19 protein-coding genes and 1 tRNA gene are annotated in these 25,665 nt (G+C 71.0%); 8 read left to right on the plus strand and 12 right to left on the minus strand.

Annotation, left to right across the window (positions count from 1 at the left end; all coding sequences use genetic code 11):
- The first annotated feature begins 531 nt into the window (after window positions 1-531).
- The 4 genes from gltB to ACFXPX_RS21445 all read left to right on the plus strand — a co-directional run bounded on the left by gltB (window position 532) and on the right by ACFXPX_RS21445 (window position 9,470).
- Window positions 532-5,145 carry a glutamate synthase large subunit gene (gene gltB / locus ACFXPX_RS21430; RefSeq protein ID WP_380642824.1) on the plus strand — a complete coding sequence of 1,538 codons (4,614 nt, stop codon included), beginning with the start codon at window positions 532-534 and terminating at the stop codon, window positions 5,143-5,145.
- Window positions 5,138-6,598, plus strand: coding sequence for a glutamate synthase subunit beta (locus tag ACFXPX_RS21435; protein ID WP_375893370.1), 1,461 nt, complete (start codon window positions 5,138-5,140; stop codon window positions 6,596-6,598). The genes gltB and ACFXPX_RS21435 overlap by 8 nt, the downstream gene beginning before the upstream one ends.
- A 499-nt stretch (window positions 6,599-7,097) precedes the next feature.
- Window positions 7,098-7,964: a helix-turn-helix domain-containing protein gene (locus ACFXPX_RS21440; RefSeq protein ID WP_375893372.1), complete on the plus strand. Its 867-nt coding sequence runs from the start codon at window positions 7,098-7,100 to the stop codon at window positions 7,962-7,964.
- A 48-nt stretch (window positions 7,965-8,012) separates the two neighbouring features.
- Window positions 8,013-9,470, plus strand: coding sequence for an aldehyde dehydrogenase family protein (locus ACFXPX_RS21445; RefSeq protein WP_375893446.1), 1,458 nt, complete (start codon window positions 8,013-8,015; stop codon window positions 9,468-9,470).
- Window positions 9,471-9,543: 73 nt separating this feature from the next.
- Here the strand turns inward: ACFXPX_RS21445 and ACFXPX_RS21450 are convergent, their stop codons facing one another.
- From ACFXPX_RS21450 to ACFXPX_RS21480, 7 genes are all read right to left on the minus strand, one after another.
- A complete protein-coding gene (locus tag ACFXPX_RS21450; RefSeq protein WP_375893374.1) occupies window positions 9,544-10,479 on the minus strand; it encodes an AraC family transcriptional regulator in 936 nt (311 codons plus the stop codon).
- Between the two features lie 32 nt (window positions 10,480-10,511).
- The gene (locus ACFXPX_RS21455) at window positions 10,512-11,438 is read right to left on the minus strand and encodes an NADP-dependent oxidoreductase (RefSeq protein WP_380527024.1); all 927 of its coding nucleotides are present in this window, start codon (window positions 11,436-11,438) and stop codon (window positions 10,512-10,514) included.
- 139 nt (window positions 11,439-11,577) lie between these two features.
- Window positions 11,578-12,138, minus strand: a complete 561-nt coding sequence (locus tag ACFXPX_RS21460) for a Uma2 family endonuclease (RefSeq protein WP_380593755.1) — start codon at window positions 12,136-12,138, stop codon at window positions 11,578-11,580.
- 77 nt (window positions 12,139-12,215) lie between these two features.
- Window positions 12,216-14,051: a bifunctional metallophosphatase/5'-nucleotidase gene (locus ACFXPX_RS21465; protein WP_380593757.1), complete on the minus strand. Its 1,836-nt coding sequence runs from the start codon at window positions 14,049-14,051 to the stop codon at window positions 12,216-12,218.
- A gap of 323 nt (window positions 14,052-14,374) precedes the next feature.
- Entirely contained in the window at window positions 14,375-14,896 is a 522-nt protein-coding gene (locus ACFXPX_RS21470; RefSeq protein WP_380527028.1) for a hypothetical protein, read from the minus strand.
- The gene (locus tag ACFXPX_RS21475) at window positions 14,883-16,544 is read right to left on the minus strand and encodes a VWA domain-containing protein (RefSeq protein ID WP_380527030.1); all 1,662 of its coding nucleotides are present in this window, start codon (window positions 16,542-16,544) and stop codon (window positions 14,883-14,885) included. Before ACFXPX_RS21475 ends, ACFXPX_RS21470 begins: the two co-directional genes overlap by 14 nt.
- Window positions 16,541-17,644: a hypothetical protein gene (locus tag ACFXPX_RS21480; protein ID WP_380527032.1), complete on the minus strand. Its 1,104-nt coding sequence runs from the start codon at window positions 17,642-17,644 to the stop codon at window positions 16,541-16,543. The genes ACFXPX_RS21475 and ACFXPX_RS21480 overlap by 4 nt, the downstream gene beginning before the upstream one ends.
- A gap of 284 nt (window positions 17,645-17,928) precedes the next feature.
- Between ACFXPX_RS21480 and pyk the strand changes: the two genes are divergently transcribed.
- The 3 genes from pyk to ACFXPX_RS21495 all read left to right on the plus strand — a co-directional run bounded on the left by pyk (window position 17,929) and on the right by ACFXPX_RS21495 (window position 20,125).
- Window positions 17,929-19,359 (plus strand): pyruvate kinase, encoded by a 1,431-nt coding sequence (gene pyk / locus ACFXPX_RS21485; protein WP_375893388.1) that lies wholly within the window; start codon window positions 17,929-17,931, stop codon window positions 19,357-19,359.
- 125 nt (window positions 19,360-19,484) lie between these two features.
- Window positions 19,485-19,829 (plus strand): type II toxin-antitoxin system RelE/ParE family toxin, encoded by a 345-nt coding sequence (locus tag ACFXPX_RS21490; protein ID WP_375893390.1) that lies wholly within the window; start codon window positions 19,485-19,487, stop codon window positions 19,827-19,829.
- Window positions 19,826-20,125 (plus strand): multiprotein-bridging factor 1 family protein, encoded by a 300-nt coding sequence (locus tag ACFXPX_RS21495; protein WP_375893392.1) that lies wholly within the window; start codon window positions 19,826-19,828, stop codon window positions 20,123-20,125. Before ACFXPX_RS21490 ends, ACFXPX_RS21495 begins: the two co-directional genes overlap by 4 nt.
- 75 nt (window positions 20,126-20,200) lie before the next feature.
- On the opposite strand, the gene ACFXPX_RS21500 is transcribed toward ACFXPX_RS21495, so the two are convergent.
- Window positions 20,201-20,273: transfer RNA gene (locus tag ACFXPX_RS21500), tRNA-Leu, on the minus strand.
- Between the two features lie 142 nt (window positions 20,274-20,415).
- Here ACFXPX_RS21500 and ACFXPX_RS21505 point away from each other — a divergent pair.
- The gene (locus tag ACFXPX_RS21505; RefSeq protein ID WP_375893448.1) at window positions 20,416-21,033 is read left to right on the plus strand and encodes an ANTAR domain-containing response regulator; all 618 of its coding nucleotides are present in this window, start codon (window positions 20,416-20,418) and stop codon (window positions 21,031-21,033) included.
- A gap of 56 nt (window positions 21,034-21,089) precedes the next feature.
- On the opposite strand, the gene ACFXPX_RS21510 is transcribed toward ACFXPX_RS21505, so the two are convergent.
- From ACFXPX_RS21510 to ACFXPX_RS21525, 4 genes are read right to left on the minus strand one after another with little or no spacing between them, the layout of a single operon-like run.
- A complete protein-coding gene (locus ACFXPX_RS21510) occupies window positions 21,090-21,806 on the minus strand; it encodes an ABC transporter ATP-binding protein (RefSeq protein ID WP_380642790.1) in 717 nt (238 codons plus the stop codon).
- Entirely contained in the window at window positions 21,803-22,621 is an 819-nt protein-coding gene (locus tag ACFXPX_RS21515; RefSeq protein WP_380642792.1) for an ABC transporter ATP-binding protein, read from the minus strand. The genes ACFXPX_RS21510 and ACFXPX_RS21515 overlap by 4 nt, the downstream gene beginning before the upstream one ends.
- A gap of 8 nt (window positions 22,622-22,629) precedes the next feature.
- Window positions 22,630-24,561, minus strand: coding sequence for a branched-chain amino acid ABC transporter permease (locus ACFXPX_RS21520; RefSeq protein ID WP_380642794.1), 1,932 nt, complete (start codon window positions 24,559-24,561; stop codon window positions 22,630-22,632).
- A 5-nt stretch (window positions 24,562-24,566) separates the two neighbouring features.
- The gene (locus ACFXPX_RS21525; protein WP_375893396.1) at window positions 24,567-25,496 is read right to left on the minus strand and encodes a branched-chain amino acid ABC transporter permease; all 930 of its coding nucleotides are present in this window, start codon (window positions 25,494-25,496) and stop codon (window positions 24,567-24,569) included.
- Window positions 25,497-25,665: the final 169 nt, after the last annotated feature.

Below are 25,665 nucleotides of genomic sequence, written 5' to 3' on the forward strand. Positions count from 1 at the left end.
TCGTACTGGACGTACTTGGGCGATTCGGGCGTGCGTCCAGGCGGGATGCCCGGCGTCGCGCGCCTGGCAAGATCCGCCGGACAGGCCCTAGGGCCGACGCGGTGGTGCACGGCGGCAGGGCTGCATGACTATGCCGGGCAGTGGGTGACGTTTCACACATGGACGTCGCGCGCTGCCCGGCATCGTCTCATCATCCGGGCCTCTGAGCCGGGGATTCGCATCCGGGGAGCCCGGTCCCGGGATGGATTCCCAGGCGGTCAAGATCGGCTCGTGTGGCGATCCGGTTTCGCCCCTGTTTCAGGCCGGGGGCGGCCGGGCACAATCGTCGGGACGTGCACTGTGGCACGTCCTCTTCTCCGGCCCCCTGACCTGCGCGTCCGTCCGCCATGTGGACGGGATATTCCGCTTCTCGGGATCCTGGGCATCATGTAACTTGCACGACATCGATTCACCGCATCAGGGCCAACGTCGTCCCTACTTGCACCAACTTGCCGAAAGACGACGACGGGAGAGCCGATGCTGTCTGCATCCATGCACTCCGCCAACGAGCCCCAGGCCGGCGCCGCCCGCCAGCCGTACGCGCTCGTGCCGGATGCGCGACCTGCTGCTCAGGGCCTGTACGACCCGCGGAACGAGCACGACGCCTGCGGCGTCGGTTTCGTCGCCACGCTGACCGGCATCGCCGACCACACCATCGTCGAGCAGGCGCTGAACGTCCTGCGCAACCTGGAGCACCGGGGCGCCACCGGCGCCGAGCCGGACTCCGGTGACGGCGCGGGCATCCTGACCCAGGTCCCGGACGCGTTCCTGCGCGGCAAGGTCGACTTCGAGCTCCCGGCCGCCGGCTCCTACGCGGTGGGCATCGCCTTCCTCCCGGACGAGGACGAGGCCGCCGGTGCCGCCGTCGCGCGGATCGAGGCCATCGCGGCCGAGGAGGACCTGACCGTCCTCGGCTGGCGCGACGTGCCGGTCACCCCGGACCTGCTCGGCGCCACCGCGCGCAGCGTGATGCCGCGCTTCCGGCAGGTCTTTCTCGCGTCAGCGCCTGTTGGACAGAGCCTGGCCCAGGAGGGCCGGTCGGGGATCGAGCTGGACCGCGTCGCCTTCGTCGTCCGCAAGCGGGCCGAGCGCGAGGCCGGGGTGTACTTCCCGTCGCTGTCCGCCCGCACCATCGTCTACAAGGGCATGCTGACCACCGGCCAGCTGGAGCCCTTCTTCCCCGACCTGTCGGACCGCGGCTACGCGTCCGCCATCGGCCTGGTGCACTCGCGGTTCTCCACCAACACCTTCCCGAGCTGGCCGCTCGCCCACCCGTACCGCTTCGTCGCGCACAACGGCGAGATCAACACGGTGAAGGGCAACCGCAACTGGATGCGGGCCCGGGAGTCGCAGCTCGCGACGGACCTGATCCCAGGGGACCTGTCGCGGATCTTCCCGATCTGCACGCCGGACCACTCGGACTCCGCGTCCTTCGACGAGGTCCTGGAACTGCTGCACCTCGGCGGCCGCTCGCTGCCGCACTCGGTGCTGATGATGATCCCGGAGGCGTGGGAGAACCACGCCACCATGGAGCCGGCCCGCCGCGCCTTCTACCAGTACCACTCCAACCTGATGGAGCCCTGGGACGGCCCGGCCTGCGTCACCTTCACCGACGGCACCCAGATCGGCGCCGTGCTCGACCGCAACGGCCTGCGCCCGGCCCGCTACTGGATCACCGAGGACGGCCTGGTCGTCCTCTCCTCCGAGGTCGGCGTGCTCGACATCGACCAGGAGAAGGTCACCCGGAAGGGCCGCCTCCAGCCCGGCCGGATGTTCCTGGTGGACACCGTCCAGGGCCGGATCGTCGAGGACGAGGAGATCAAGTCCGCCCTCGCCGCCGAGCACCCCTACCAGGAGTGGGTCGGCGCCGGGCAGATCCAGCTCGCCAAGCTGCCCGAGCGCGAGCACATCGCCCACACCCACGCCTCCGTCACCCGCCGCCAGCAGACCTTCGGCTACACCGAGGAGGAGCTGCGCGTCATCCTGGCGCCGATGGCCAGGACCGGCGCCGAGGCGCTCGGCTCGATGGGCACCGACTCGCCGATCGCCGCCCTGAGCGAGAAGCCGCGGCTGCTCTTCGACTACTTCGTGCAGCTCTTCGCTCAGGTCACCAACCCGCCGCTGGACGCCATCCGCGAGGAGCTCGTCACCTCGCTGCTGTCCAACCTCGGCCCCGAGGGCAACCTGCTGGTCGCCGAGTCCGCCTCCTGCCGCTCCGTCGGCATCACCTTCCCGGTGATCGACAACGACGAGCTGGCCAAGCTGGTCCACGTCAACGCCGACGGCGACCAGCCCGGCCTGAAGGCCGTCACGCTGTCCGGCCTGTACAAGGTCGCCAGCGGGGGAGCGGGCCTGGCCGCGCGGCTGGCGGAGATCGCCGCCGAGGCCGACGCCGCGATCGCCGACGGTGCCCGGATCATCGTGCTCTCCGACCGGCACTCCGACGCCGAGCACGCCCCGATCCCCTCGCTGCTGCTCACCTCCGCGATCCACCACCACCTGATCCGTACCAAGCAGCGCACCCAGGTGTCGCTGCTGGTCGAGGCCGGTGACGTGCGCGAGGTGCACCACGTCGCGCTGCTGATCGGCTACGGCGCCGGGGCCGTCAACCCCTACCTGGCGATGGAGTCGGTCGAGGACCTGGTCGCGCAGGGCGTCTTCATCCAGGGCGTCGAGGCGGAGAAGGCGATCAAGAACCTGATCAAGGCGCTCGGCAAGGGCGTGCTCAAGGTGATGTCCAAGATGGGCATCTCCACCGTCGCCTCCTACCGCGGCGCCCAGGTCTTCGAGGCCATCGGCCTCTCCCAGGGCCTGGTCGACGCCTACTTCGCCGGCACCACCAGCAAGCTCGGCGGCATCGGGCTGGAGGAGGTCGCCAAGGAGACCGCCGCCCGGCACGCCAAGGCGTACCCGGCCTCCGGCATCCCGGCCGCGCACCGCGCGCTGGACATCGGCGGCGAGTACCAGTGGCGCCGCGAGGGCGAGCCCCACCTGTTCGACCCGGACACCGTCTTCCGGCTCCAGCACTCCACCCGCAACCGCCGCTACGACATCTTCAAGCAGTACACGGACCGGGTGAACGAGCAGTCCGAGCGGCTGATGACGCTGCGCGGCCTGTTCCAGCTGGACGGCCTCGACCGGGAGCCGATCCCGGTGGAGGAGGTCGAGCCGGTCTCCGAGATCGTCAAGCGCTTCTCCACCGGCGCGATGTCGTACGGCTCCATCTCGCTGGAGGCCCACGAGACCCTCGCCATCGCGATGAACCGCCTCGGCGGCAAGTCCAACACCGGCGAGGGCGGCGAGGACCCGGACCGCCTGTACGACCCCGAGCGCCGCTCGGCGATCAAGCAGGTCGCCTCCGGCCGCTTCGGCGTCACCTCCGAGTACCTGGTCAACGCCGACGACATCCAGATCAAGATGGCCCAGGGCGCCAAGCCCGGCGAGGGCGGCCAGCTGCCCGGCCACAAGGTCTACCCGTGGGTCGCCAGGACCCGGCACTCCACGCCGGGCGTCGGCCTGATCTCGCCGCCGCCGCACCACGACATCTACTCGATCGAGGACCTGGCCCAGCTGATCCACGACCTCAAGAACGCCAACCCGGCGGCCCGCATCCACGTGAAGCTGGTCTCCGAGGTCGGCGTGGGAACGGTCGCGGCCGGCGTCTCCAAGGCGCACGCCGACGTGGTGCTGGTCTCCGGCCACGACGGCGGCACCGGCGCCTCGCCGCTCACCTCGCTCAAGCACGCCGGCGGCCCCTGGGAGCTCGGCCTCGCCGAGACCCAGCAGACGCTGCTGCTGAACGGGCTGCGCGACCGCATCGTCGTCCAGACCGACGGCCAGTTGAAGACCGGCCGCGACGTGGTCATCGCCGCGCTGCTCGGCGCCGAGGAGTTCGGCTTCGCCACCGCCCCGCTGGTCGTCTCCGGCTGCATCATGATGCGCGTCTGCCACCTGGACACCTGCCCGGTCGGCGTCGCCACCCAGAACCCGGTGCTGCGCGAGCGCTTCTCCGGCAAGCCCGAATTCGTGGTCAACTTCTTCGAGTTCATCGCCGAGGAGGTCCGGGAGATCCTGGCCTCGCTGGGCTTCCGCTCGATCGAGGAGGCCGTCGGCCGCGCCGAGCACATCAACGCCCAGGCCGCCGTGGACCACTGGAAGGCCGCCGGGCTCGACCTGGCCCCGCTCTTCCACGTGCCCGAGCTGCCCGAGGGCGCCGCCCGGCACCGCACCACCGAGCAGGACCACGCGCTGGACAAGGCCCTGGACAACCAGCTGATCACGCTGGCCGAGGACGCCCTGGAGCGCGGCGAGTCGGTGCGGATCCAGCTGCCGGTCCGCAACGTCAATCGCACCGTCGGCACCATGCTCGGCCACCAGGTGACCAAGCGGTACCGCGGCGAGGGCCTGCCGGAGGGGACCATCGACGTCACCCTCACCGGCTCCGCCGGACAGTCCTTCGGCGCCTTCGTGCCGAAGGGGATCACCCTGCGGCTGGAGGGCGACGCCAACGACTACGTGGGCAAGGGGCTCTCGGGCGGCGTGGTCGTCGTCCGCCCGGCCCGCGAGGCCGCGGCCATCGGCAACGACGCCCAGAACCACGTCATCGCCGGGAACACCATCGGCTACGGCGCCACCTCCGGCCGGATCCACCTGCGCGGCAAGGCCGGTGAGCGCTTCGCCGTCCGCAACTCCGGCGCCACCCTCGTCGTCGAGGGCGTCGGCGACCACGGCCTGGAGTACATGACCGGCGGCCGGGTCGTCATCCTCGGCGAGACCGGACGCAACCTCGCGGCCGGCATGTCCGGCGGTGTCGCGTACGTCCTGGACCTGCGCCCCGCCAACGTCAACGACGGCATGGTGGGCATCGAGGCCCCGACCGCCGCCGACCGCGAATGGCTGCGCGAGACCGTGCAGCAGCACTACGAGGAGACCGGCTCCACCGTCGCCGCCGAGCTCCTGGCCGACTGGGGCAGCGGGGTCTCCCGCTTCTCCACGATCATGCCGACCGACTACAAGGCAGTGCTCGCCGCCAAGGACGCCGCCGAGCGCGACGGTCTCTCCGAGACCGAGACCACTCGCAAGATGATGGAGGCGGCACATGGCTGACCCCAAGGGCTTCCTGACCACGCCCAAGCAGCTGGCGGAGCGCCGCCCGGTCGACGTGCGGATCAAGGACTGGAACGAGGTCTACGTCGAGCGCAGCCTCCTGCCGATCATCACGAAGCAGGCCGGCCGCTGCATGGACTGCGGCATCCCGTTCTGCCACAACGGCTGCCCGCTCGGGAACCTCATCCCCGAGTGGAACGACCTCGCCTACCGCGAGGACTTCACCGGCGCCATCGAGCGGCTGCACGCCACCAACAACTTCCCGGAGTTCACCGGGCGGCTGTGCCCGGCGCCCTGCGAGTCGGCGTGCGTGCTCGGCATCAACCAGGACGCGGTGACCATCAAGAACGTCGAGGTCACCATCATCGACAAGGCCTGGGACCGCGGCGGGGTCACCCCGCAGGTCCCGGAGCGCCTCTCCGGCAAGACCGTCGCCGTCGTCGGCTCCGGCCCGGCCGGCCTGGCCGCCGCCCAGCAGCTCACCCGGGCCGGGCACACCGTGGTGGTGTACGAGCGCGCCGACCGGATCGGCGGACTGCTGCGCTACGGCATCCCCGAGTTCAAGATGGAGAAGCGCCACATCAACCGCCGCATCGAGCAGATGCGGGCCGAGGGCACCCGCTTCCGCACCGGCGTGCACGTCGGCGAGGACATCACCGGGCAGGACCTGCGGTCGCGCTTCGACGCCGTGGTGATCGCCGCCGGCGCCACCACCGCCCGCGACCTGCCGGTGCCCGGACGCGAGCTCAAGGGCGTCCACCAGGCGATGGAGTACCTGCCGCTGGCCAACAAGGTCCAGGAGGGCGACCTCGTCGACTCCCCGATCAGCGCCAAGGGCAAGCACGTGGTCGTCATCGGCGGCGGCGACACCGGCGCCGACTGCGTCGGCACCGCCCACCGCCAGGGCGCCCTCTCCGTCACCCAGCTGGAGATCATGCCGCGCCCCGGCGAGGAGCGGCCCGGCCACCAGCCCTGGCCCACCATGCCGATGACCTACAAGGTCACCTCCGCGCACGAGGAGGGCGGCGAGCGGATCTACTCCGTCAACACCACCCGCTTCACCGGCGACGAGGACGGCAACGTCCAGGAACTGCACCTGGTCGAGGTCGAGTTCAAGGACGGCCGGTTCGAGCCCGTGCCCGGCACCGAGCGGGCCCTGCCGGCCCAGCTGGTCACCCTGGCCATGGGCTTCACCGGGACGGACGTGAAGAACGGCTTGGTCGAGCAGCTCGGCGTCGACCTCGACACACGCGGTAACATTGGCCGCGACGGCCGGTTCGCCACCAATGTCGATGGCGTGTACGTCTGCGGAGACGCCGGCCGTGGCCAGTCACTGATCGTCTGGGCCATCGCGGAAGGCCGTTCGGCCGCCGCCGCGGTGGACAAGCACCTGGGCGGCAAGACCCCGCTTCCCGCCCCGATCCGGCCCACCGACCGCCCCCTGGTGGTCTGACGGCCGACGGTCCGACCGGCCCACCCCGAACCCCCGGCGCCGCATCGCCGGGAGCTCAACCCGCTGCCCCCGCCAGCGTCGCCGGGCCAACGCGGTCTCCTGGCGCCTGCCCTCTTCCCCGACCAGTTGGAGGGCGGGCGCCGTCGCGTTCCCGAAGGTGCTCCCGAAGGCGTTCCCGAAGGCGTTCCCGAACGCGTTCCCGAAGGCGTTCCCGAACGCGTTCCCGGGGGGTCGCCGGGGCTTCCCGGCGGGTTCCGCAGCGCGTTCCCAGGCTCCTCTCACCCGAGCCCCGCCGGGGCTCTCACCCACCCCTTACCAGGGCTCCCACCTGCACTCCCACCCGCACCCGCGTGCGTACACCGACGGTCGCCTCACAGCTTTCTCCCAGGCTTCGCACCGCGACCGGAATGCGACCCGGCACGGGCTGTTGTTCGTCAGTGCCAGGTGGCAGACTGCGGCCGACGGCCGGGGGGCTGCACGAGTGCGGAGGTTGACTTCGATGGGCACGACTCAGGCAGGCGGAGGCGCCACCGTACGGCGCCTGCTGCTCGGCAGCCAGCTGCGCAAGCTCCGCGAGACCAGAGGCGTCAGCCGCGAGGAGGCCGGGTACTCGATCCGTGCCTCCGAGTCCAAGATCAGCCGGATGGAACTCGGCCGGGTCGGCTTCAAGGAACGCGACGTCGCCGACCTGCTCACCCTCTACGGCGTCGACGCCGAACAGGAACGGGCCAACGTCCTCGGCCTCGTCCGGGAGGCCAACGCCACCTCCTGGTGGCACGACTACGGCGACGTGCTGCCCGCCTGGTTCCAGAACTACCTCGGCCTGGAAGAGGCCGCCGCCGAGATCCGCAGCTACGAGGTCCAGTTCGTGCACGGGCTGCTGCAGACCGCCGACTACGCCCGCGCCGTCGTCCACGCCGGCTGCCACGGCCTCCGCGACGACGAGGTCGAACGCCGGGTCGAGGTGCGGCGCAAGCGCCAGGACCTGCTCACCGCCGACCACCCGCCGCACCTGTACGCCGTCCTCGACGAGGCCGCGCTGCGCCGCCCCTGGGGCGGGCCCGAGCTGATGCGCGGCCAGCTCGACACCCTCCTCCAGCTCTCCGAACTGCCCAACGTGCGCCTCCAGGTGCGCCCGCTCGGCGGAGCCGCACTGAGCGCCGAGAGCGGTGCTTTCAGCGTGCTGGGCTTCGCCGAGGCCGAACTCGCCGACGTCGTCTACCTGGAGCAGTTCACCACCGCCCTCTACGTGGACAAGCCCGCCGAGGTCGCCTCGTACCGGCAGGCCATGGACGGACTGGTCGCCGAGAGCCTCGGACCCGAACGGACCCGCGATCTTCTGCTCTCCGTACGCCAAGAGCTTTGACACATCAGTACGATGAGCTCCCATCAGGTCGGGCACGAGAGGGATCAGATGTCGTACTTCTCCGAGTTGGCGCTGCAGTACATCGACGGCGAATGGTGCAGCGGCAGCGGCTCCTGGGACATCGTCGACGTCGACCCCTACACCGGGGACAAGCTGGCCACCATCACCGTGGCCACCGTCGCCGAGGTCGACCGGGCCTACCGCGCCGCCGAGCGCGCCCAGCGCACCTGGGCCGCCACCAACCCCTACCAGCGCCGCCTGGTCTTCGAGCGGGCACTGCGGCTGCTGGAGGAGCGCGAGGGCGAGATCGTCCGGGCCGTGATGGCCGAACTCGGCGGCACCGCGCTCAAGGCCGGCTTCGAACTCTCCCTGGTCAAGGACGTGCTGCGGGAGTGCCTGCACCTGTCGGTGGCCACCGAGGGCCGGCTGCTGCCCTCGCCCGCCCCCGGCAAGGAGAACCGCCTCTACCGGCTGCCGGTCGGCGTGGTCGGCGTGATCAGCCCGTTCAACTTCCCGCTGTTCCTCGGCCTCAAGGCGATCGGCCCGGCGCTCGCCCTCGGCAACGGCGTGGTGCTCAAGCCGCACCAGGAGACCCCGATCGTCGGCGGCAGCCTGATCGCCAAGCTCTTCGAGGACGCGGGCCTGCCGCCCGGCCTGCTCAACGTCGTCATCACCGACATCGCGGAGATCGGCGACAGCTTCCTGGAGCACCCGGTGCCCAAGGTGATCTCCTTCACCGGCTCCGACCAGATCGGCCGGCACGTCGCCACCGTCGCCGCCGCGCACTTCAAGCGGACGGTGCTGGAACTCGGCGGCAACAGCGCGCTGATCGTCCTGGACGACGCCGACGTCGACTACGCCGTGGACGCCGCCGTGTTCAGCCGCTTCGTCCACCAGGGCCAGGTCTGCATGGCCGCCAACCGGGTGCTGGTGGACCGGCGGGTGCTCGCCGAGTTCACCGAGAAGTTCGTCGCCAAGATCGCCTCGCTGACCGTCGGCGACCCCCGGGACCCGGCCACCCACATCGGCCCGCTGATCAACGCCGTCCAGGCCGACGCCATCAACGCCCAGGTCGACCAGGCCGTCGCCGGCGGCGCCACCGCGCTGCTCCGCGGGGCCACGGCCGGCAGCCTGATGGCGCCCACCGTGCTCACCGGCCTGGCCGAGGACGCGCCCATCCTGCAGCGCGAACTCTTCGGCCCGGTCGTCCTGCTGGTGCCCTTCGACGGCGAGGAGGAGGCCGTCCGGCTGGCCAACCACACGCCCTTCGGGCTCAGCGGCGCGGTGCACACCGCGGACGTCGAGCGCGGGGTGCGGGTCGCCCAGCGGATCGAGACCGGCATGATCCACGTCAACGGCGGGACCATCGCGGACGAGCCCGGGGTGCCCTTCGGCGGGGAGAAGAACTCCGGCCTCGGGCGGCTCAACGGGGAGTACACGGTGGACGCCTTCACCACGGTGAAGTGGATCTCGGTGCAGCACGGGCGGGCGCAGTTCCCGTTCTAGGCGCTCCCGTTCCGTGCGTTCCCGTTCCGTGCGCTCCTGTTCCAGGCGATCCCGTTCCGGGAGGTGCGGGCGCTCACGCGGCCCTGGCCTCCCGGCGGTAGCCGCCGGGGGCCAGGCCGAACTCCCGCTTGAACGCCTTCGCGAAGGCGTACTCCGAGCCGTACCCGGTCCTCGCGGCCACCGCCGTCAGCGGCGCCTCCGACTCGCGCAGCAGCCGGGCGGCGGTGGTCATCCGCCAGCGGGTCAGGTACGCCATCGGGGGCTCGCCCACCAGCGAGGTGAAGCGGCGGGCGAAGGCGGCCCGGGACAGGCCCGCCCGCTCCGCCAGGGACTCCACCGTCCACGGGGTCGACGGCGCCTCGTGGATGGCCGCCAGGGCCGGCGCCACCGCGGCGTCCCGCAGCGCGGCCGCCCAGCCCGCGGAGTCCGCGGCGGGGCGGTCCTCGAACCAGGCCCGCAGGATGTACAGCAGCAGCGAGTCGATCAGCGCCGGGACGATGCCGGCCGAGCCGATCCGCGGGTTCTCCAGCTCGGCGCCCAACAACTGGACGGCGGCCGCCAGTTCGGGGTGCCGGCCGTGCCGGGTCGGCAGCTGGATCAGGGCCGGCAGCTGGCGGACCATCGGGTGCGGCCGGGCCTGGTCCAGGTGGTAGTTGCCGCACAGCAGGCTGGTGCGGGCGCCGTCCCCGCCGATCGTCACGGTGCCGATCGGCGAGCCGTCCTCCACCCGGCAGGCCCGGGCGTCCACCGGCGGGGTGTCCGGGCTGTCCGCCAGGACGTGGCCCCGGGCGTCCCGCAGGAACACGACGTCCCCCGGGCTGAGCGGCACCGGGGCGCCCCCGATCTCCGGATCCACCGGGACCAGCCAGCAGGTGCCGTACAGCACCACGTGGAAGCCCGCCCCCACCACCGGGGGCAGCCGCAGCGCCCACGGCGCCCGGCCCTCGGTGCGTACGGACGCGGGGTGCGCCGTGCGCATCGACGCCAGTGCCTCGCTCAGGATGTCCACGACCCGCCCCCGGTGTTGTTCGTCGCCACGCCTCAGTCGACGGTCAGGACGACCTTGCCCCGGACGCTACCGGAGCCGACCAGCTCGTGCGCCCGGGCCGCCTCGTCGAGCGGGAACGACGCGGCGACGTGCGGGCGGATCCGGCCCTCGTCCACCAGCGCGGCGAGCGCCTCCAGGGAGGCGTAGTCGGGCTCGACGGAGACGCCCGCGAAGGTCCGCCCGGCGGCCTCGATCTCGGCGGCCAGCCCCAGGTTCCAGTGCTCCATGATGCTGACCAGCGTGCCGCCCGGCTTGAGCACCGCCAGGGCGCGGGTGCCCTCGGAGGAGGAGTCGAGGACGACGTCGACGTCGGAGACGGCCTCGGTGTAGTCGGTGGTCCGGTAGTCGATCACCTCGTCGGCGCCGAGCTCCCGCAGGAAGGCGTGCTTGGGCTCGCTCGCCAGCGCGATCACGTACGCGCCCCGGGCCTTGGCGATCTGCACGGCGAGGTGGCCGACGCCGCCGGCCGCGCGGTGCACCAGCACCCGGTCGCCCTCGCCGACCCCCGCCCGGTCGACCAGGCCCTGCCAGGCGGTCAGCGCGGCCAGCGGCAGCGCGGCGGCCTCGGCGTGGTCCAGGGAGGCGGGCTTGCGGGCCAGTTGGCGGGACGGCGCGGCCACGTACTCGGCGTACGCGCCGGCGGCCCGGGGGAAGAACGGCATCCCGTACACCTCCTCGCCGACCCGGTAGCGGGCGCCGGGGGCGGCCTCCTCGACCACCCCGGAGACGTCCCAGCCCACCGTGAACGACGGCTCGCCGAGCAGCGGGAGCGCCCCGGAGCGCACCGCCAGGTCCACCGGGTTCACCCCGGCCGCCTTCACCCGCACCAGCACCTCGCCGCTGCGCAGCGTCGGACGCTCCACCTCGGCCACCCGCAGGACCTCCGGGCCGCCGAACTCCTTCTGCACGATCGCACGCATCGCCACTCACCCTCGTCCGGTCCACCACCGGCCCCCCGTGGGGCCGTTCTCGATGTGTTCAACGGTAGGGAGACCGGACGAGCGGATGAATATCCCCAAGTCTCGGCTGGATGTCCGATCGTCTCGCCGGAGGAGCGGATCAGACGGGGTAGCGGACCAGGGCGTCGGTGGCGAGCTCGAAGTCGAAGGGGGCAGGGACGGGGACGCGGTCGCCGAACTTGCCGTTCCACTGCTGGTGGTAGCCGCCGTCGGAGGGCTCGGAGTAGAGGGTGATGTCGCCCTCGCGCGGGTCGATCAGGAGGTACAGCGGGATGCCCATCAACGGGTAGTCCCGGACCTTGCCGACGATGTCGTTCTCCGGGTTGGACGGGGAGACGATCTCGACTGCGATGGGCGCCTGTTCGGCAGGGATCTGGTTACCGCTCGAGTCCAGGGGAATGTACGTGAGGTCCGGGTTGCGTAGCTTGCCCACGTTGGGGGATGCGAGGTCCGAGTTCTCGCTCGGCATCATGCCGGACGGGCGGTGCGCATCGAACTGCTCGCGGATCAGCAGGAGATTGCGCTGATGGATCGCGGACGGGCCGGCCATCATGATGATCTCGTCGCCGGAGATCTCGATCTTCCATCCGGCCGGGGGAGTCAGGCTCTGCGCGTACTCGAGCAGCCGGGCGTGCCGGTCGGGGATCTGGAACTCGCTCATGGCTCCATTCTTCCACCGGGGAACGGCACGAAGGCCGTCCGCGCGGGGGCGGACGGCCTTCGTGGGGAGAGGCGTGACTAGAACACCGGCTGGCCGGCGCGGACGAGGCGCCAGGAGTTGGTGAAGAAGTCGGCGGGGTCGATGACGCCCTTGGCCTTGACCCAGGCGATCATGGTGTTGCGGATCTCGTCGGAGTTCGTCCAGACCACCTTGGCGGTGGCGACGTGCGGGAAGTTGCCGCCGCCGTTGGCGCGGTAGTTGTTGACCGCGAACACGAACTGGGCGGTGGGGTCGATCGGCTTGCCCTGGTAGGACAGGTTGACGATCCGGCTGCCCTTGGGCTGGGCGATGTCGATGTCGTAGCTCAGGCCGTAGACCGAGTCGTAGTTGTAGTCCGGGGTGGTCTCGGCGCCGGTCATGGCGTTCTTGTCGACCGGGGCGCCCGGGGCGAGCTGGTAGTAGTACTTGGCCGAGAACTCCAGGTAGTCCTTGAGCTGGGCGCCCGTCAGGACGCGGGCCTCCAGGGTGTTCTCGTAGATGTACAGGCCGGCCGCGTCGCGCAGCTTGACCTGGCCGGCCGGGATCAGCGCGGTGCGGTTGAACGGGGCGGCCTGGGCCAGGACCGGGAGGTTGGCGTACTGCCCGCCCGCCAGCGCGGCCTTGACGGCGTCGGCCTGGACCTTGCCGATCAGGTCGATGATCGGGGTGGCCTTGAACCGGGCCTCGGCGATCGACAGTTCGATCTTGCTGGTGCCGATGTTCTGGTTGACGTACGCGACGGTCTTCCTGTGCTGCTCGAGGATCGCGTTGCTGATCTCCGGGTTCTCCGGCACGGTGTTGGAGTTCAGCACCCGGGAGGAGACCGAGGCGACCTTCCAGTGGCCGTCGACGAACTCGACCTCGAAGTCGAAGCAGCTCAGGCGCTGGCCCCAGCACAGCGGCTCGGAGAGCACGACCGTCTTGCCGGTCTTCTTGTTGACGAGGAGACGCTGGGCGACCTCCTTGTGGGTGTGGCCCACCAGCACCGCGTCGATGTCCGGGACGGTCTGGGCCATCTCGCCGGAGGCGTCCTCGGGCCAGGGCAGCTGGTCGCCGTAGGTGGTCGGCTCGTCGATGCCGGAGTGGGCGGAGACCACGATGACGTCCGCGCCCGCGGCCTTCATCCGGGGCACGTACTTGGCGGCGGTCTCGACGATGCCCGGGAAGACCATCTGCCCGGCCACGTTGGCCTTGTCCCAGATCGCGATGCCGGGGTTGGTGAGGCCGAGGATGCCGACCTTGATCGGGGTGTCCTCGTCCAGCCACACCTCCTTGATCACGTACGGCTTGAAGGCCGGCTTCTCGTTCTTCGCGTGCAGGGCGTTGGCGCCGAGCAGCGGGAACTCCAGCTGGTCCTCGAAGGCCTTCACGGTGGGGATGCCGTAGTTGAACTCGTGGTTGCCGAGCGCGGCGGCGTCGTAGCCCATGAGGTTCATGGCGACGGCCATCGGGTGGTCCGGCACGTTGTCGCCGTCGGTGGCGATCGGCTCGACCCGGGCGTAGTAGTAGGACAGCTGGGTGCCCTGGATGATGTCACCGGAGTCGATGAGCAGGCAGCGGTCCCAGCCCTTCTCCTCGCGGACCTGGTTGGCCAGGGTGGAGATCTTGGCGAGGCCGACCGCGTTGTGGGCCTGGTCGACGTACTCGGCGTCGGTGAAGTAGTCCCAGTTGAGGACCCGGCCGTGCAGGTCGGTGGTGCCCATGACGGTGAAGGCCTGGCGGCGGGGCTGCTTCTTCTTGCCCTTGGCGGCCGCCGTGTCCGGCTCGGCGGCCGCGGCGGCGGGGGCGGCGGCGACGACGGCTCCGCCGGTCAGGGCGGCGCCGGCGGCGGTGGCGGCGGACCGGGTGACGAAGTCACGGCGGTTCAGCGACATGGACGACTCTCCCGAGTGGGGAACGACGGCGGATGGGCCGTCAAGTGGTGTGCGGATGAGGTGCGTGGCGCGTCCGCGAGAGCGGTGACGCGCGTAGAAGGACGCGCGTAGAAGTGTGCCGTGCGAGCCGGGCCGCTGGATAGCCCTCCGACGTTTCCAACAGGTGAGATCTTGGCGACTCGTTCGTGACCGGGATGGGCGGAGAAAGGGGTGGTACCGGGGCGGGACGGTCGAATTCCGGCCACCCCGTTCCCTGCCGACGGCCACCCCTTTCCCCGCCTCCGGGGTTCGCTGCTCCGCCTCCGGGCCGGCCCGTCGGAGGGTCAGCCCAGTTCGGCGGAGAGCTGCTTCACCTCCCGGCCCAGCTCCGCCGCCGGGTCCGGCGCGTCCGGCTCCGCCCACGGCAGCCAGGCCCGGGCCCGCAGGTAGCCGTCCACCGCGACCGGCAGCCGGTGCCGGACGATCGGGTCGACCACCGCACCGGGCCCCGCCTCGCGCAGCGCCACCAGCAGGGTGTCCACCCCGGCCGAGGCCGGCAGCGGCACGCTCGCCAGGTAGCCGGTCAGCACCTCCAGCTCGGTGTGCACCGGAACGGGCCGCGGCGGGGTGGGCGGCTCCGGCGGCTCAGGCGGTTCCGGCGGTTCGGGCCGCGCCGTCCGGCCGGGCGCCAGCAGCGCGCCCACCCCGTACAGCCCCGCCACCACCCCCGGCCACCACGACCCGCCCAGGCCCGCGAAGTGCAGCCCCAGCCCGACCGCCCCGCCCCCGCAGCCGGCCAGGTTCCTGGTCGACTCCAGGTAGCCCAGCAGCAGCCGGCCCATCCCGGCGCGGTTACTGGTAGCCACGGATCTCCTCGAACACCCCGTCCAGCGAACCCCCGCCGTCGAACAGCTTGCCCCCGCTCACGTCCGCGATCCCCTGCAACTGGCTCACCGCCGCCTCCCCGAACTTGATCGGGAACACCGGGATCGACTTCTCCGCCGACGGCAGCCCGTCGTGGAAGCGCTTGAAGTCCCCGTCCGTCGCGCCCTCGTTGCTCTCCCCGTCCGTCATCAGCACGATCGAGGTGAACCGGTCGTCCCCCGCCGCCTTCTGCTGCGTCTCGATCACCCGGTACGCCTGCTCCAGCGAGTCGTACAGCGCCGTACCGCCCTCGGCCCGCAGCGACTGGACGTCGGCGTTGATCGACGCCAGCTCGGACTCCGGACCGGGCCGGCTCCCCGAAGCCGGGACGACATGGGTCTTCGACCACTTCACCGAGGACGCGAAGGAGATCAGCGTCACCTCCTCGCGGTCCCGGAAGCGGCGCAGCCCCCGGGTGTCGTCCGTGCCGGTCAGCCGGCCCAGCGCCGCCTTGAGCGAGGCCAGCCGCTGGCCGTCCATCGAACCCGAGGTGTCCAGCACGTACACCGTCCGGGACGGGCGGCGCAGTTCGTTCTGGTACGAGGCCAGCAGGCCGTCCGCCACCTCCCGGGTGCCCGGGAACGGCAGCTCGCGGCGGCGGTCGGTGGGCAGCCCAGCCGCCGGGGCCACCCCCGCCGTCACCGGGCGGCGCAGCGTCAGCTCCGAGATGCGCTTCTGCACGTCCTCCTTCAACAGGTAGCCGACCAGCCGCTGGAAGGACTCCCGCTCGCCCTGCCCCGCCGAGGACAGCAGCGACAGCGGGTAGTCCGCCGACACCACGCCGTCCACCGGGCGCACCACCGTCAGCCGCTGGTCCGCCGGCAGGGTCCGGTTCAGCGACAGCAGCACCGACTCGTAGTTCACCAGGGCGCCGACCCGGCCCGGCTCGGCCTTGGCGTAGGCCTGCGCCAGCCAGCCCGAGGAACCCGAGGTCAGCTTCTGGCCGGTGAAGAACTGCTTCAGCTGCGGCGTCGCCTTCTGCACGTCCGGCGCGGTCAGCGCCGCGCCCGCCCCGGAGAACGCCGAGGCCACCGCGACCAGCGCGGAGAAGCCGGAGTTGGAGCGCGACGGGTCGGACATCCCGTACGACAGCTTCCCGGCCGCGGCCGCGTCGCCGATCTGCGCCCAGGTCACCTTCGAACCGTCCCCCCAGCCCAGGTCGGCGAGGACCGAGGACCGCACCCCCACGGCCACCGGGGAGACCATCACCGGGGTCTCCGACAGCACCTTGGACCGGCCGGCCGGATCCAGCCGCAGGTACTGGTTCGACGGGAACCAGACCGCGTCGTACTTGCCGTCCGCCCGACCGGCGGAGATGGTGTCCGCGCCGTCCAGCGTGCCGCCGAACGCGAGTTGGACCGTCACCCCGGTCGCCTTCCGGGCGTCGTCCAGGACCGGTTGCAGGTCCTGGAGTTCACTGCCGGCCAGGACCCGCAGCACCCCGGGGCGCGCGGTCCCGGCCAGCGTGCCGGACGGGTCCGGGGGCGGCGTCGGCCCCGGGGCCGGCGAGGAGGTGCAGGCGGCCAGCGCGGCGAGCACCGCCGCCAGCACGGCGGCCAGCCGGGCGGGCCGCTTCGTCCGGAGGTTCACTTCGGGCTCCCCTTCGCCGCCTTGGTCAGCTTGGTCAGGTTGTCCAACGACGGGACGGTCGCCTGCTTCACCTTCGCCGCGTTCAGGTCCTGGGCGAGGACCGGCTGCTTGACGCCCTTCACCCGGTCGGCGAACGCGTCGTGGCCGGCCTGCGGACGGAAGCCGAACCTGATCTCCAGGGCGATCAGCGCCGGGTCGTTCTGCAGCAGCCCGGCCAGCTTCCGGCCGTTCTCGGTGCGGGCGATGATCGTGTGGTCCGAGTACGCCGTGGTGTCCGGGTACATCACCACCATGTCCCCGGTCGGCTGGCCCTGCACCGCCATCGCGGCGACCTGCGACTCGTAGCCGAAGATCAGCGGATTGCCGACCCCCGCCAGGAAGTCCCGGAACGGCTCGTCACTGCTGCTCTTCTGGCCGCCCTGCAACGCCGTCGCCTGGTACAGCACCGGCCGGGCCGCCTCCACGCCCTGGTCGTCGGAGACCACCAGGTTGCCGTTCAGGACGTACGACAGCAGCGCGACGTAGAGCGCGCCCGAGGACGAGCTCTCCGGATCCGTGGTGGTGACGAAGATCGGGCCCGACAACTCCGCGTGGCCCTTCGCGCCCGGCAGGTCCTGCCACTTGCTGCCCTTCTTGAGGGCGTTGACGTACTCGTCCATCCTGAACGTCCAGACGCCGCTCGCATCGTCCAGCGCCGCCAGGTTGCTGTCCCGCAGGATCTGCGCGACCGGCGCGTGCGCCACCACCACCAACGGCGAGTAGAACGGCACCAGCGGAGAGTCCTGCAACCCCCAGTTGCGCTGGATCTCGCGGGCCGGAGCCGTGCTCGCCGGAAAGGCGAAGTCCAGCCCGGACGCGCTCCGCGCCTGCTCGCTCATCGTCCAGGAACCGGTCGAATCGGCGTGCACCTCCACGCCCTGCTTCGCCAACTCGGCCTTCACCTCCGGGCTTTCGAAGAACGCCCGCTTCTCCGAACCGATCAGCCCGGTGACCGCGACCGTCCTCACCGGATCGGCCCCCCCGCCGTCCGGGACCAGCGCGTACGTCACCCCGCCCAACAGGGCCAGGGCCGCGATCACCCCCAGAGCGCGTCGTCTCATCGCGCGCGCCTCCCCCCTCATCGCCGCAACACCCCCGGGTGCGACACCCGGGGGTGACGAGCGTCCCGCCGGGCGGGGAGCGCGGACGGAAGGTGCGGTGAACCGGGGGTGAACACCGTTTCACGGAATCGCATCGGCCGGGGCACCCGGGAGACGCCCGAGGACGGCCCTCGCACACCGGTCCGAGGATGTGTCAGATTGTTCAACTCGCCTTACGGCAAAGGTCATCCCGCAGTCCGGACCCGCGTCGAGGTTACGCACCGGTAATGCCTACCCTCAGCAGTATGCGCCGAGCAAAAATCGTCTGCACCCTCGGGCCGGCCACCGACTCGTACGACCAGATCAAGACCCTGGTCGACGCCGGAATGGACATCGCCCGATTCAACCTCAGCCACGGCACCCACGCCGAGCACGAGGAACGCTACCGTCGGGTCCGCAAGGCCGCCGACGAAACCGGCCGGAGCGTCGGCGTCCTCGCCGACCTCCAAGGCCCGAAGATCCGACTCGACACCTTCGCCCACGGGCCCGTACTCCTCGAACGCGGCGACGAGTTCACCATCTCCACCGACAACGGCGTCGTGGGGGACAAGGACATCTGCGGCACCACCTACGCCGGCCTCGCCGGCGACGTCAGCCGCGGCGAACGCATCCTCGTCGACGACGGCCGCGTCACCCTGGAGGTCGTCGCCGTCGACGGACCGCGGGTGCGGTGCCTCGTCATCGAAGGCGGACTCGTCTCCGACCACAAGGGCCTCAACCTCCCCGGCGTCGCCGTCTCCGTCCCCGCACTCAGCGACAAGGACGTCGCCGACCTGCGGTGGGCGCTGCGCACCGGCGCCGACCTGATCGCGCTCTCCTTCGTCCGCAGCGGGCGCGACATCGAGGACGTGCACCGAGTGATGGCCGAGGAGGGACGCCACGTCCCGGTCATCGCCAAGATCGAGAAGCCGCAGGCGGTCGAGAACCTCGACTCCATCGTGGACGCCTTCGACGGCATCATGGTGGCCCGCGGGGACCTGGGCGTGGAGATGCCCCTCGAACAGGTCCCGCTGGTCCAGAAGCGCGCCGTCAAACTGGCCAGGCGCAACGCCAAGCCCGTCATCGTGGCGACCCAGATGCTCGACTCGATGATCAACGCCTCCCGGCCCACCCGCGCCGAGGCCTCCGACGTCGCCAACGCGGTGCTGGACGGCACCGACGCGGTGATGCTCAGCGGCGAGACCTCCGTCGGCAAGTTCCCGGTCGAGACCGTCAAGACCATGGGCCGGATCATCGAAGCCGCCGAGAACGACATCCTGGCCGCGGGCCTGCCCCCGCTGACCACCGGCAGCAAGCCGCGGACCCAGGGCGGCGCCGTCGCCCGCGCGGCCGCCGAGATCGGCGACTTCCTGCACGCCAAGTACCTGATCGCCTTCACCCAGTCCGGCGACACCGCCCGGCGGCTCACCCGCTACCGCTCTCCCATCCCGGTGCTCGCCTTCACCTACGAACCGGCCGTGCGCAGCCAACTCGCCCTCACCTGGGGCGTGGAGACCTTCCTCGGCCCCTTCGCTCCGACCACCGACCAGATGGTCGAACAGGTCGACGCGGCGCTGCTCTCCCTCGGCCGCTGCCAGAAGGGCGACATCGTCGTCATCACCGCCGGCTCCCCGCCCGGCCTGGCCGGCTCCACCAACCTCGTCCGCGTCCACCACGTGGGGACCCTGGACGACTGAGCGGTACTCGAACGGTTGCGCGTGGGCGGCGTCCCCCGTTGGGAGGGATGCCGCCCGTGGGCCGTCGGATCCGCGTGAGAGCGTGCTGGCGTCTCCATAACATCCGTGTTATGACTTGGGGAGAGGTGGAACTCGAACCGGAGGTTCGGGACTGGATCCGCGCACTGAGCCAGGACGATCAGGAGACGGTCGCCTTCTACGTCGAACTGCTCGCCGTCCGCGGGCCCTTGCTGAGCGAGCCGCACAGTCGGCAACTCGACGGCAAACTCCGGGAACTGCGCTTCCACCTGAACGAATCGGACCTGCGGATCACCTACTGGATCGCGTCGGGCAGGAGGATCATCCTGCTGACGGTGTTCCGCAAGACCCGGATGCGGGAGGCCGGCGAGGTCGACCGCGCGAGACGGGCGTTGCGCCGTTGCGTGGCCGAGCAGCACACCGTTGACGAGGACGAGGAGTGGGCGAGATGAGCGAGCGCACGTCCTGGCGCGCCATGCGTGAGGAGATTCTGAACCGTCCCGGCGCCGGCGCGGCGTACGAGGCCGCGCGGATCCGGTTCGAGCTCGGGGAGAAGGTCAGGCTGCGCCGGGAGGCCCTCGGCATGACCCAGGCACAGCTGGCCGCGGCGATCGGCATGCAGCAGCCGGCGGTGGCGCGGTTCGAGGCCGGAGCAACGATGCCCACGATCGTGGTTCTGGAGCGGTTCGCCGAGGCGCTCGGCATGAGGCTCACGGTCGAGCTGGAGCCGCTGGACCGGGCGAGCTGAGCGACGCGTCGGGGCGTTCACCCGCAGCGGTGACAACACACGTCAACCGCATCTCCTTCGGATGGAAGGAGGACGTACCCCGAGTGGGATTCGAACCCACGCTGGATGGTGTTTGAGACCACTGCCTCTACCGCTGGGCTATCGGGGCCCGCCCCAGAATCGAAGGCTGGCCCCGACCCTGAGTGCCCTAAACATACCGTGTCTGGGTACCCTCGTGCATGCAGTACCCCGCCGGAACTAGGAGCCCCGTGAGCACCGCCGACGAGCAGGCACAGCCGCTTGAGACCGATATGCCCCAGATCACCCGGATCGTGATCGCCGAGGACGAGGCGCTGATCCGTCTCGACCTCAAGGAGATGCTCGAAGAGGAGGGGTACACCGTCGTCGGTGAGGCCGGGGACGGGGAGACGGCGGTGCGGCTGGTGCAGGAGCTCAAGCCGGATCTGGCGATCTTCGACGTGAAGATGCCGATCCTGGACGGGCTGTCGGCCGCCGAGCAGATCCACGAGCAGCACCTGGCGCCGGTGCTGATGCTGACGGCGTTCTCGCAGCGGGAGCTGGTGGACCGGGCGCGGGACGCCGGGGCGATGGCGTACATCGTGAAGCCGTTCTCGAAGTCGGACCTGGTGCCGGCGATCGAGATGGCGGTGTCGCGGTACACCGAGATGCGGGAGCTGGAGAAGGAGATCGGGGATCTCACCCAGCGGCTGGAGACCCGGAAGCTGGTGGACCGCGCCAAGGGTGTGCTGCAGACGAAGTTCGGGCTGAACGAGCCGGCCGCGTTCCGGTGGATCCAGAAGACCTCGATGGACCGGCGGATGACGATGGCGGCGGTGGCCGAGGCGGTCATCGAGGAGGGCGAGGCCCAGGACCGCAAGAAGGCCGACGAGGCCGACAAGCCGGAGTAGAAGAGTGTGGAAGGGCCCGGCGGATCGGATCCGCCGGGCCCTTCGCGTGTGCGGGGTCAGTCCTCGCCGAGGTAGGCCTTGCGGACGGACTCGTCGTGGAGGAGGTCGGCGCCCGTCCCGGAGAGGACGATGCGGCCGGTCTCCATGACGTAGCCGCGGTCGGAGAGCGACAGGGCGGCCTGGGCGTTCTGTTCGACCAGGAGGATGGTCGTGCCGCTGGCCTTGAGCTCGACGATGGTGGACATGATCTTCTGCATCATCAGCGGGGAGAGGCCCATCGAGGGCTCGTCCAGCATGAGCAGCTTGGGCTGGGACATCAGGGCCCGGCCCATGGCGAGCATCTGCTGCTCGCCGCCGGACAGCGTGCCGGCGGCCTGCTTGCGGCGTTCGCCGAGGATCGGGAAGAGGGTGTAGGCCCGTTCCACGTCGGCCTGGATGCCGGCGGTGTCGGTGCGCAGGAAGGCGCCGAGGAGGAGGTTCTCCTCGATGGTCATGCGGGGGAAGATGTGCCGGCCCTCGGGGGAGTGGGCGAGGCCGAGGGCGACGATCTTGTGGGCGGGGACGGTGCTGAGGTCCTGGCCGTCGAAGGTGATCCGGCCGGCGGTGGGCTTGAGGAGGCCGGAGAGGGTGCGCAGGGTGGTGGTCTTGCCGGCGCCGTTGGTGCCGATGAGGGTGGTGACCTCGCCCTGTTCGACGGTGAAGCTGATGCCCTTGACGGCTTCGATCTTGCCGTAGGCGACGCGGAGGTCCTCGACCTCGAGGAGTGCGGTCACTTGGGGTCCTCCGGTGTTGCGGGGGTTTCGAGCGGGGCGCCGAGGTAGGCGGTGATGACGCGTTCGTCGTTCTGGACGGTCTCGCGGTCGCCTTCGACGATCTTCTGGCCCTGGACGAGGACGGCGGTGCGGTCGCAGAGGTTGAAGATGAACCGCATGTCGTGCTCGATGACGAGGATGGAGATGCCGCGGTCGCGGATGGCGAAGACGAGTTCCTCGGCGGCGCGGGTCTCCTGCGGGTTCATGCCCGCGGTGGGTTCGTCGAGGAGCAGCAGGCCGGGGTCGGAGGCGAGGGCGCGGGCGATCTCCAGCTTGCGCTGTTCGCCGTAGGGGAGGTTGCGGGCGAGGTGGTCGGCCTTCTCGGCGAGGCCGGTGAAGGCGAGGAGTTCCATGGCCTTCTCGCGGCTCTCGGCCTCGGCGCGGTGGTAGCGGGGGCCGCGGAGGATGGCGGCGAAGATGCCTTCCTTGGTGCGGCTGTGCCGGCCGACGAGGACGTTCTCCAGGACGGTCATGTTGGCGAAGAGCCGGATGTTCTGGAAGGTGCGGGCGATGCCGGCCTGGGTGACGAGGTGGGGCTTGGGGGGCAGTTGGGTGCCGCGGTAGCGGACGGTGCCCTCGGTGGGGACGTAGAGGCCGGTGAGGCAGTTGAAGAAGGTGGTCTTGCCGGCGCCGTTGGGGCCGATGAGGCCGATGATCTCGCCCTCGCCGACGGTGAGGGAGACGTCGTTGACGGCGGTGAGGCCGCCGAAGCGCATGGTGACGCCGGTGACGTCGAGCAGGGGGGGTGCGGTCGGTGGCGTTGCGGTGGTGGTCATCTGGCGCGTCACGCCCCTGCCTTGGTGAGTGCGCCCGGTTCGCCGGTGGGCTGGGCCGGGATGGCGGCTTCGTGGAACTCGAGTTGGCGGCGCCGGTTGGGGATGAGTCCTTCGGGGCGCACGCGCATCAGGACGATGAGGGCGGCGCCGAAGGCGAGGAGCTGGTAGTCGGAGAGGAATTCCAGCTTCTTGGGGATGAGGAAGAGGAGGGTGGCGCCGGCCAGGGGGCCGCTGATGGTGCCCATGCCGCCGAGGATGACGGCGGCGAGCAGGAAGGCGGAGTTGGGCGGGAGGGCCTCGGCGAAGGTGTACTGGTCGGGGGTGACGGTGTAGCTGACGTGGGCCTGGACGGTGCCGGCCAGGCCGGCGAGGCAGGCGCCGAGGGCGAAGGCGAGGAGCTTGAGGCGGAAGCCGTTGATGCCCATGGCCTCGGCGGCGGTCTCGTCCTCGCGGATGGCGACCCAGGCGCGGCCGATGCGGGAGTTGCCGACGCGGGCGAAGATCAGTACGACGACGGCGGTGACCAGCAGCATCAGCAGGTAGTAGTTGGAGAAGCGGCCGAGTTCGATGCCGGCGACGGTGTGCGGCTTGCCGAGGTCGAAGCCGAAGATCTCCAGGTCGGGGATGCGGGGGATGCCGTTGGAGCCGTTGGTGATCTTGGGGCCGGTGGTGCCGTTGAGGTTGAGCATGGTGATGCGGAAGATCTCGCCGAAGCCGAGGGTGACGATGGCGAGGTAGTCGCCGCGCAGCCGCAGGGTGGGGGCGCCGATCAGGACGCCGAAGACCATGGAGACGGCGGCGCCGGTGAGCATCGCGGCCCAGAACGGGAACTGGACGTGGATGGGCGAGGCGGGGGAGCCGGAGACCAGGGCGGCGGCGTAGGCGCCGACGCCGAGGAAGGCGACGTACCCGAGGTCGAGCAGGCCGGCGAGGCCGACGACGATGTTGAGGCCGAGGGCGACGGTGGCGAAGATCAGGATGTTGGTGGCGACCGAGGTGTACTGGTCGCTGCTCTGGGTGAAGGGGAAGCTGGCGGCGGCGGCGAAGGCGGCGCCGGTGGTGACCGGGCGGTACTTGACGGTCAGGGCGCGCAGCCGGCCGAGCAGTCCGGACTTGGCGAGGGCGGCGATCGAGGGGGCGGCGAGCAGCAGGTAGCAGATGAAGAGTTCGCCGTACTCGGTGTCGATGCCGAAGGTGATCGCGTACAGGCCGAGTCCGAAGGCCAGGACGATGAGCAGGACCTCGGCCCAGGAGGGGAGTTGGCGGGCCGCGGGGAGCGGGCGCTCGACGGTGCCGAGGCGGATCCGGCTGTTGGCGAGGTGGCCGAGCTGGAGGAGCAGGACGACGCCGGCGGCGATGGCGAGGGCGCCGGCGAGGGCGGTCATGACCGGGGCGACGGGCTGGTCGTCGGGGATGGCGTGGGCGGCGAACCAGCCGACGGGCGCGACGGGGACGAGCAGGAAGAGCCGCTTGTCGAGGATGCGCAGCGGGACGGCGGTGCGCCGGTCGAGGGGGAGGCCGAGGGCGCCGGTGATGCCGAGCAGGCCGCCGGCGGCGAGGACCCAGCCGCCGGGTTCGAGGTTGGCGAGGCCGCCGAGTTCGACGGAGATGGCGGTGACGGAGTAGGCGGCGACGGCGAGGGCGCCGGTGGCGGCGTACAGGACGGCGTTGTTGCTGCGGCTGGGGGCGGCCCAGCGCAGGCCGGGGACGCCCTGGCCGGCGAGCAGCAGGACGAGGGTGAGGACGCCGGCGACGACGGCGAGCCACTGGAGCCCGGCGGGGGAGCCGTAGTAGGTGAGGTCGCCGGGGAAGTCGCTGGTCCAGGTCCAGGACATGGCGGCGGAGGCGGCGGTGAGCAGGGCGCCGAGGCCGGTGAGGGCGGTGGCGGCGGTGGCGGGCAGGGGGATGACCGGGGTGGTCTCGGTGCTGGTGGTGGTCATGGTGGTCACGCCCTGTCCGAGACGCGCTCGCCGAGCAGGCCCTGTGGCCGGACGAGGAGTACGAGGATGAGGAGTACGAAGGCCCAGACGTCCTTCCAGGCGCCGCCTCCGAAGAGGTGCATGCCGGGCAGGTGCTGGATGTAGCCGGTGGCGAGGGCTTCGGCGAGGCCGAGGGCGAGGCCGCCGAGCATGGCGCCGTAGATGTTGCCGATGCCGCCGAGGACGGCGGCGGTGAAGGCCTTGAGGCCGAGGATGAAGCCCATCCGGAAGTCGACCTGGCCGCTGCGCAGTCCGTAGGCGACGGCGGCGACGGCGGCGAACGCGGCGCCGATGGCGAAGGCCATGACGATGATGCGGTCGGTGTCGATGCCCATCAGCTTGGCGGTGTCGGGGTCCTGGCTGGTGGCCTGCATGGCGCGGCCGGAGCGGGTGCGGGTGACGAACCAGCCGAGGGCGAGCATGCACAGCGGGGCGGCGATGATCAGGAAGATGTCGCTGCGCTGGATGGTGACGGAGCCGAGGCTGAACGGGTCGCCGGGGAGCTTGGGGAAGACCCTGGCCTTCTTGGCGTCCGGGTAGAAGGAGAAGACGAGCTGCTGGAGGAAGATGGACAGCCCGATCGCGGTGATCAGGGGGGCGAGGCGGGGGGCGTTGCGCAGCGGCCGGTAGGCGAAGCGCTCGGCGGCGACGGCGGTGAGGGTGGAGACCAGGATGCCGGCGATCAGCATGAGGGGTAGGGCCAGCCACAGGGTGGTGCCGCCGGGGAGGGCGAGGTAGGCGGTCAGGGCGCCGAAGCCGCCGACCATGACGATCTCGCCGTGGGCGAAGTTGATGAGCTGGACGATGCCGTAGACCATCGTGTAGCCGATCGCGACGAGTCCGTAGAGGGCGCCGAGGATCAGGCCGTTGGCCAGCTGCTGCGGTAGGTCGTGCACCGCTGGGCCTCCGTAGTGCGTTCGGGGGTGTCCGCGTGGGTGGTGGATGTGGGGGCGGGGGGGGGGGGGCGGGTGCCACCGGCCGCCCCGGCGCGGGGTGTGGTGGGGCGCCGGGCGGCGGGAGGCAGGATAGTGACGTGAAAAACACAACCCCAAAAAACCAAAAAGA

It is taken from the genome of Kitasatospora sp. NPDC059146 (assembly GCF_042786665.1).
Lineage (GTDB): Bacteria > Actinomycetota > Actinomycetes > Streptomycetales > Streptomycetaceae > Kitasatospora.

Excerpts from the sequence above, each read along its gene's own strand:
- ACFXPX_RS21440 (WP_375893372.1), top strand. The coding sequence starts at position 7,098 with ATGGGCACGACTCAGGCAGGCGGAGGCGCCACCGTACGGCGCCTGCTG.
- gltB (WP_380642824.1), top strand. The coding sequence starts at position 532 with ATGCACTCCGCCAACGAGCCCCAGGCCGGCGCCGCCCGCCAGCCGTAC.
- ACFXPX_RS21515 (WP_380642792.1), bottom strand. The coding sequence starts at position 22,621 with ATGACCACCACCGCAACGCCACCGACCGCACCCCCCCTGCTCGACGTC.
- ACFXPX_RS21445 (WP_375893446.1), top strand. The coding sequence starts at position 8,013 with ATGTCGTACTTCTCCGAGTTGGCGCTGCAGTACATCGACGGCGAATGG.
- ACFXPX_RS21480 (WP_380527032.1), bottom strand. The coding sequence starts at position 17,644 with ATGAGACGACGCGCTCTGGGGGTGATCGCGGCCCTGGCCCTGTTGGGC.
- ACFXPX_RS21520 (WP_380642794.1), bottom strand. The coding sequence starts at position 24,561 with ATGACCACCACCAGCACCGAGACCACCCCGGTCATCCCCCTGCCCGCC.
- ACFXPX_RS21460 (WP_380593755.1), bottom strand. The coding sequence starts at position 12,138 with ATGAGCGAGTTCCAGATCCCCGACCGGCACGCCCGGCTGCTCGAGTAC.
- ACFXPX_RS21435 (WP_375893370.1), top strand. The coding sequence starts at position 5,138 with ATGGCTGACCCCAAGGGCTTCCTGACCACGCCCAAGCAGCTGGCGGAG.
- ACFXPX_RS21465 (WP_380593757.1), bottom strand. The coding sequence starts at position 14,051 with ATGTCGCTGAACCGCCGTGACTTCGTCACCCGGTCCGCCGCCACCGCC.
- ACFXPX_RS21455 (WP_380527024.1), bottom strand. The coding sequence starts at position 11,438 with ATGCGTGCGATCGTGCAGAAGGAGTTCGGCGGCCCGGAGGTCCTGCGG.
- pyk (WP_375893388.1), top strand. The coding sequence starts at position 17,929 with ATGCGCCGAGCAAAAATCGTCTGCACCCTCGGGCCGGCCACCGACTCG.
- ACFXPX_RS21505 (WP_375893448.1), top strand. The coding sequence starts at position 20,416 with ATGCCCCAGATCACCCGGATCGTGATCGCCGAGGACGAGGCGCTGATC.
- ACFXPX_RS21495 (WP_375893392.1), top strand. The coding sequence starts at position 19,826 with ATGAGCGAGCGCACGTCCTGGCGCGCCATGCGTGAGGAGATTCTGAAC.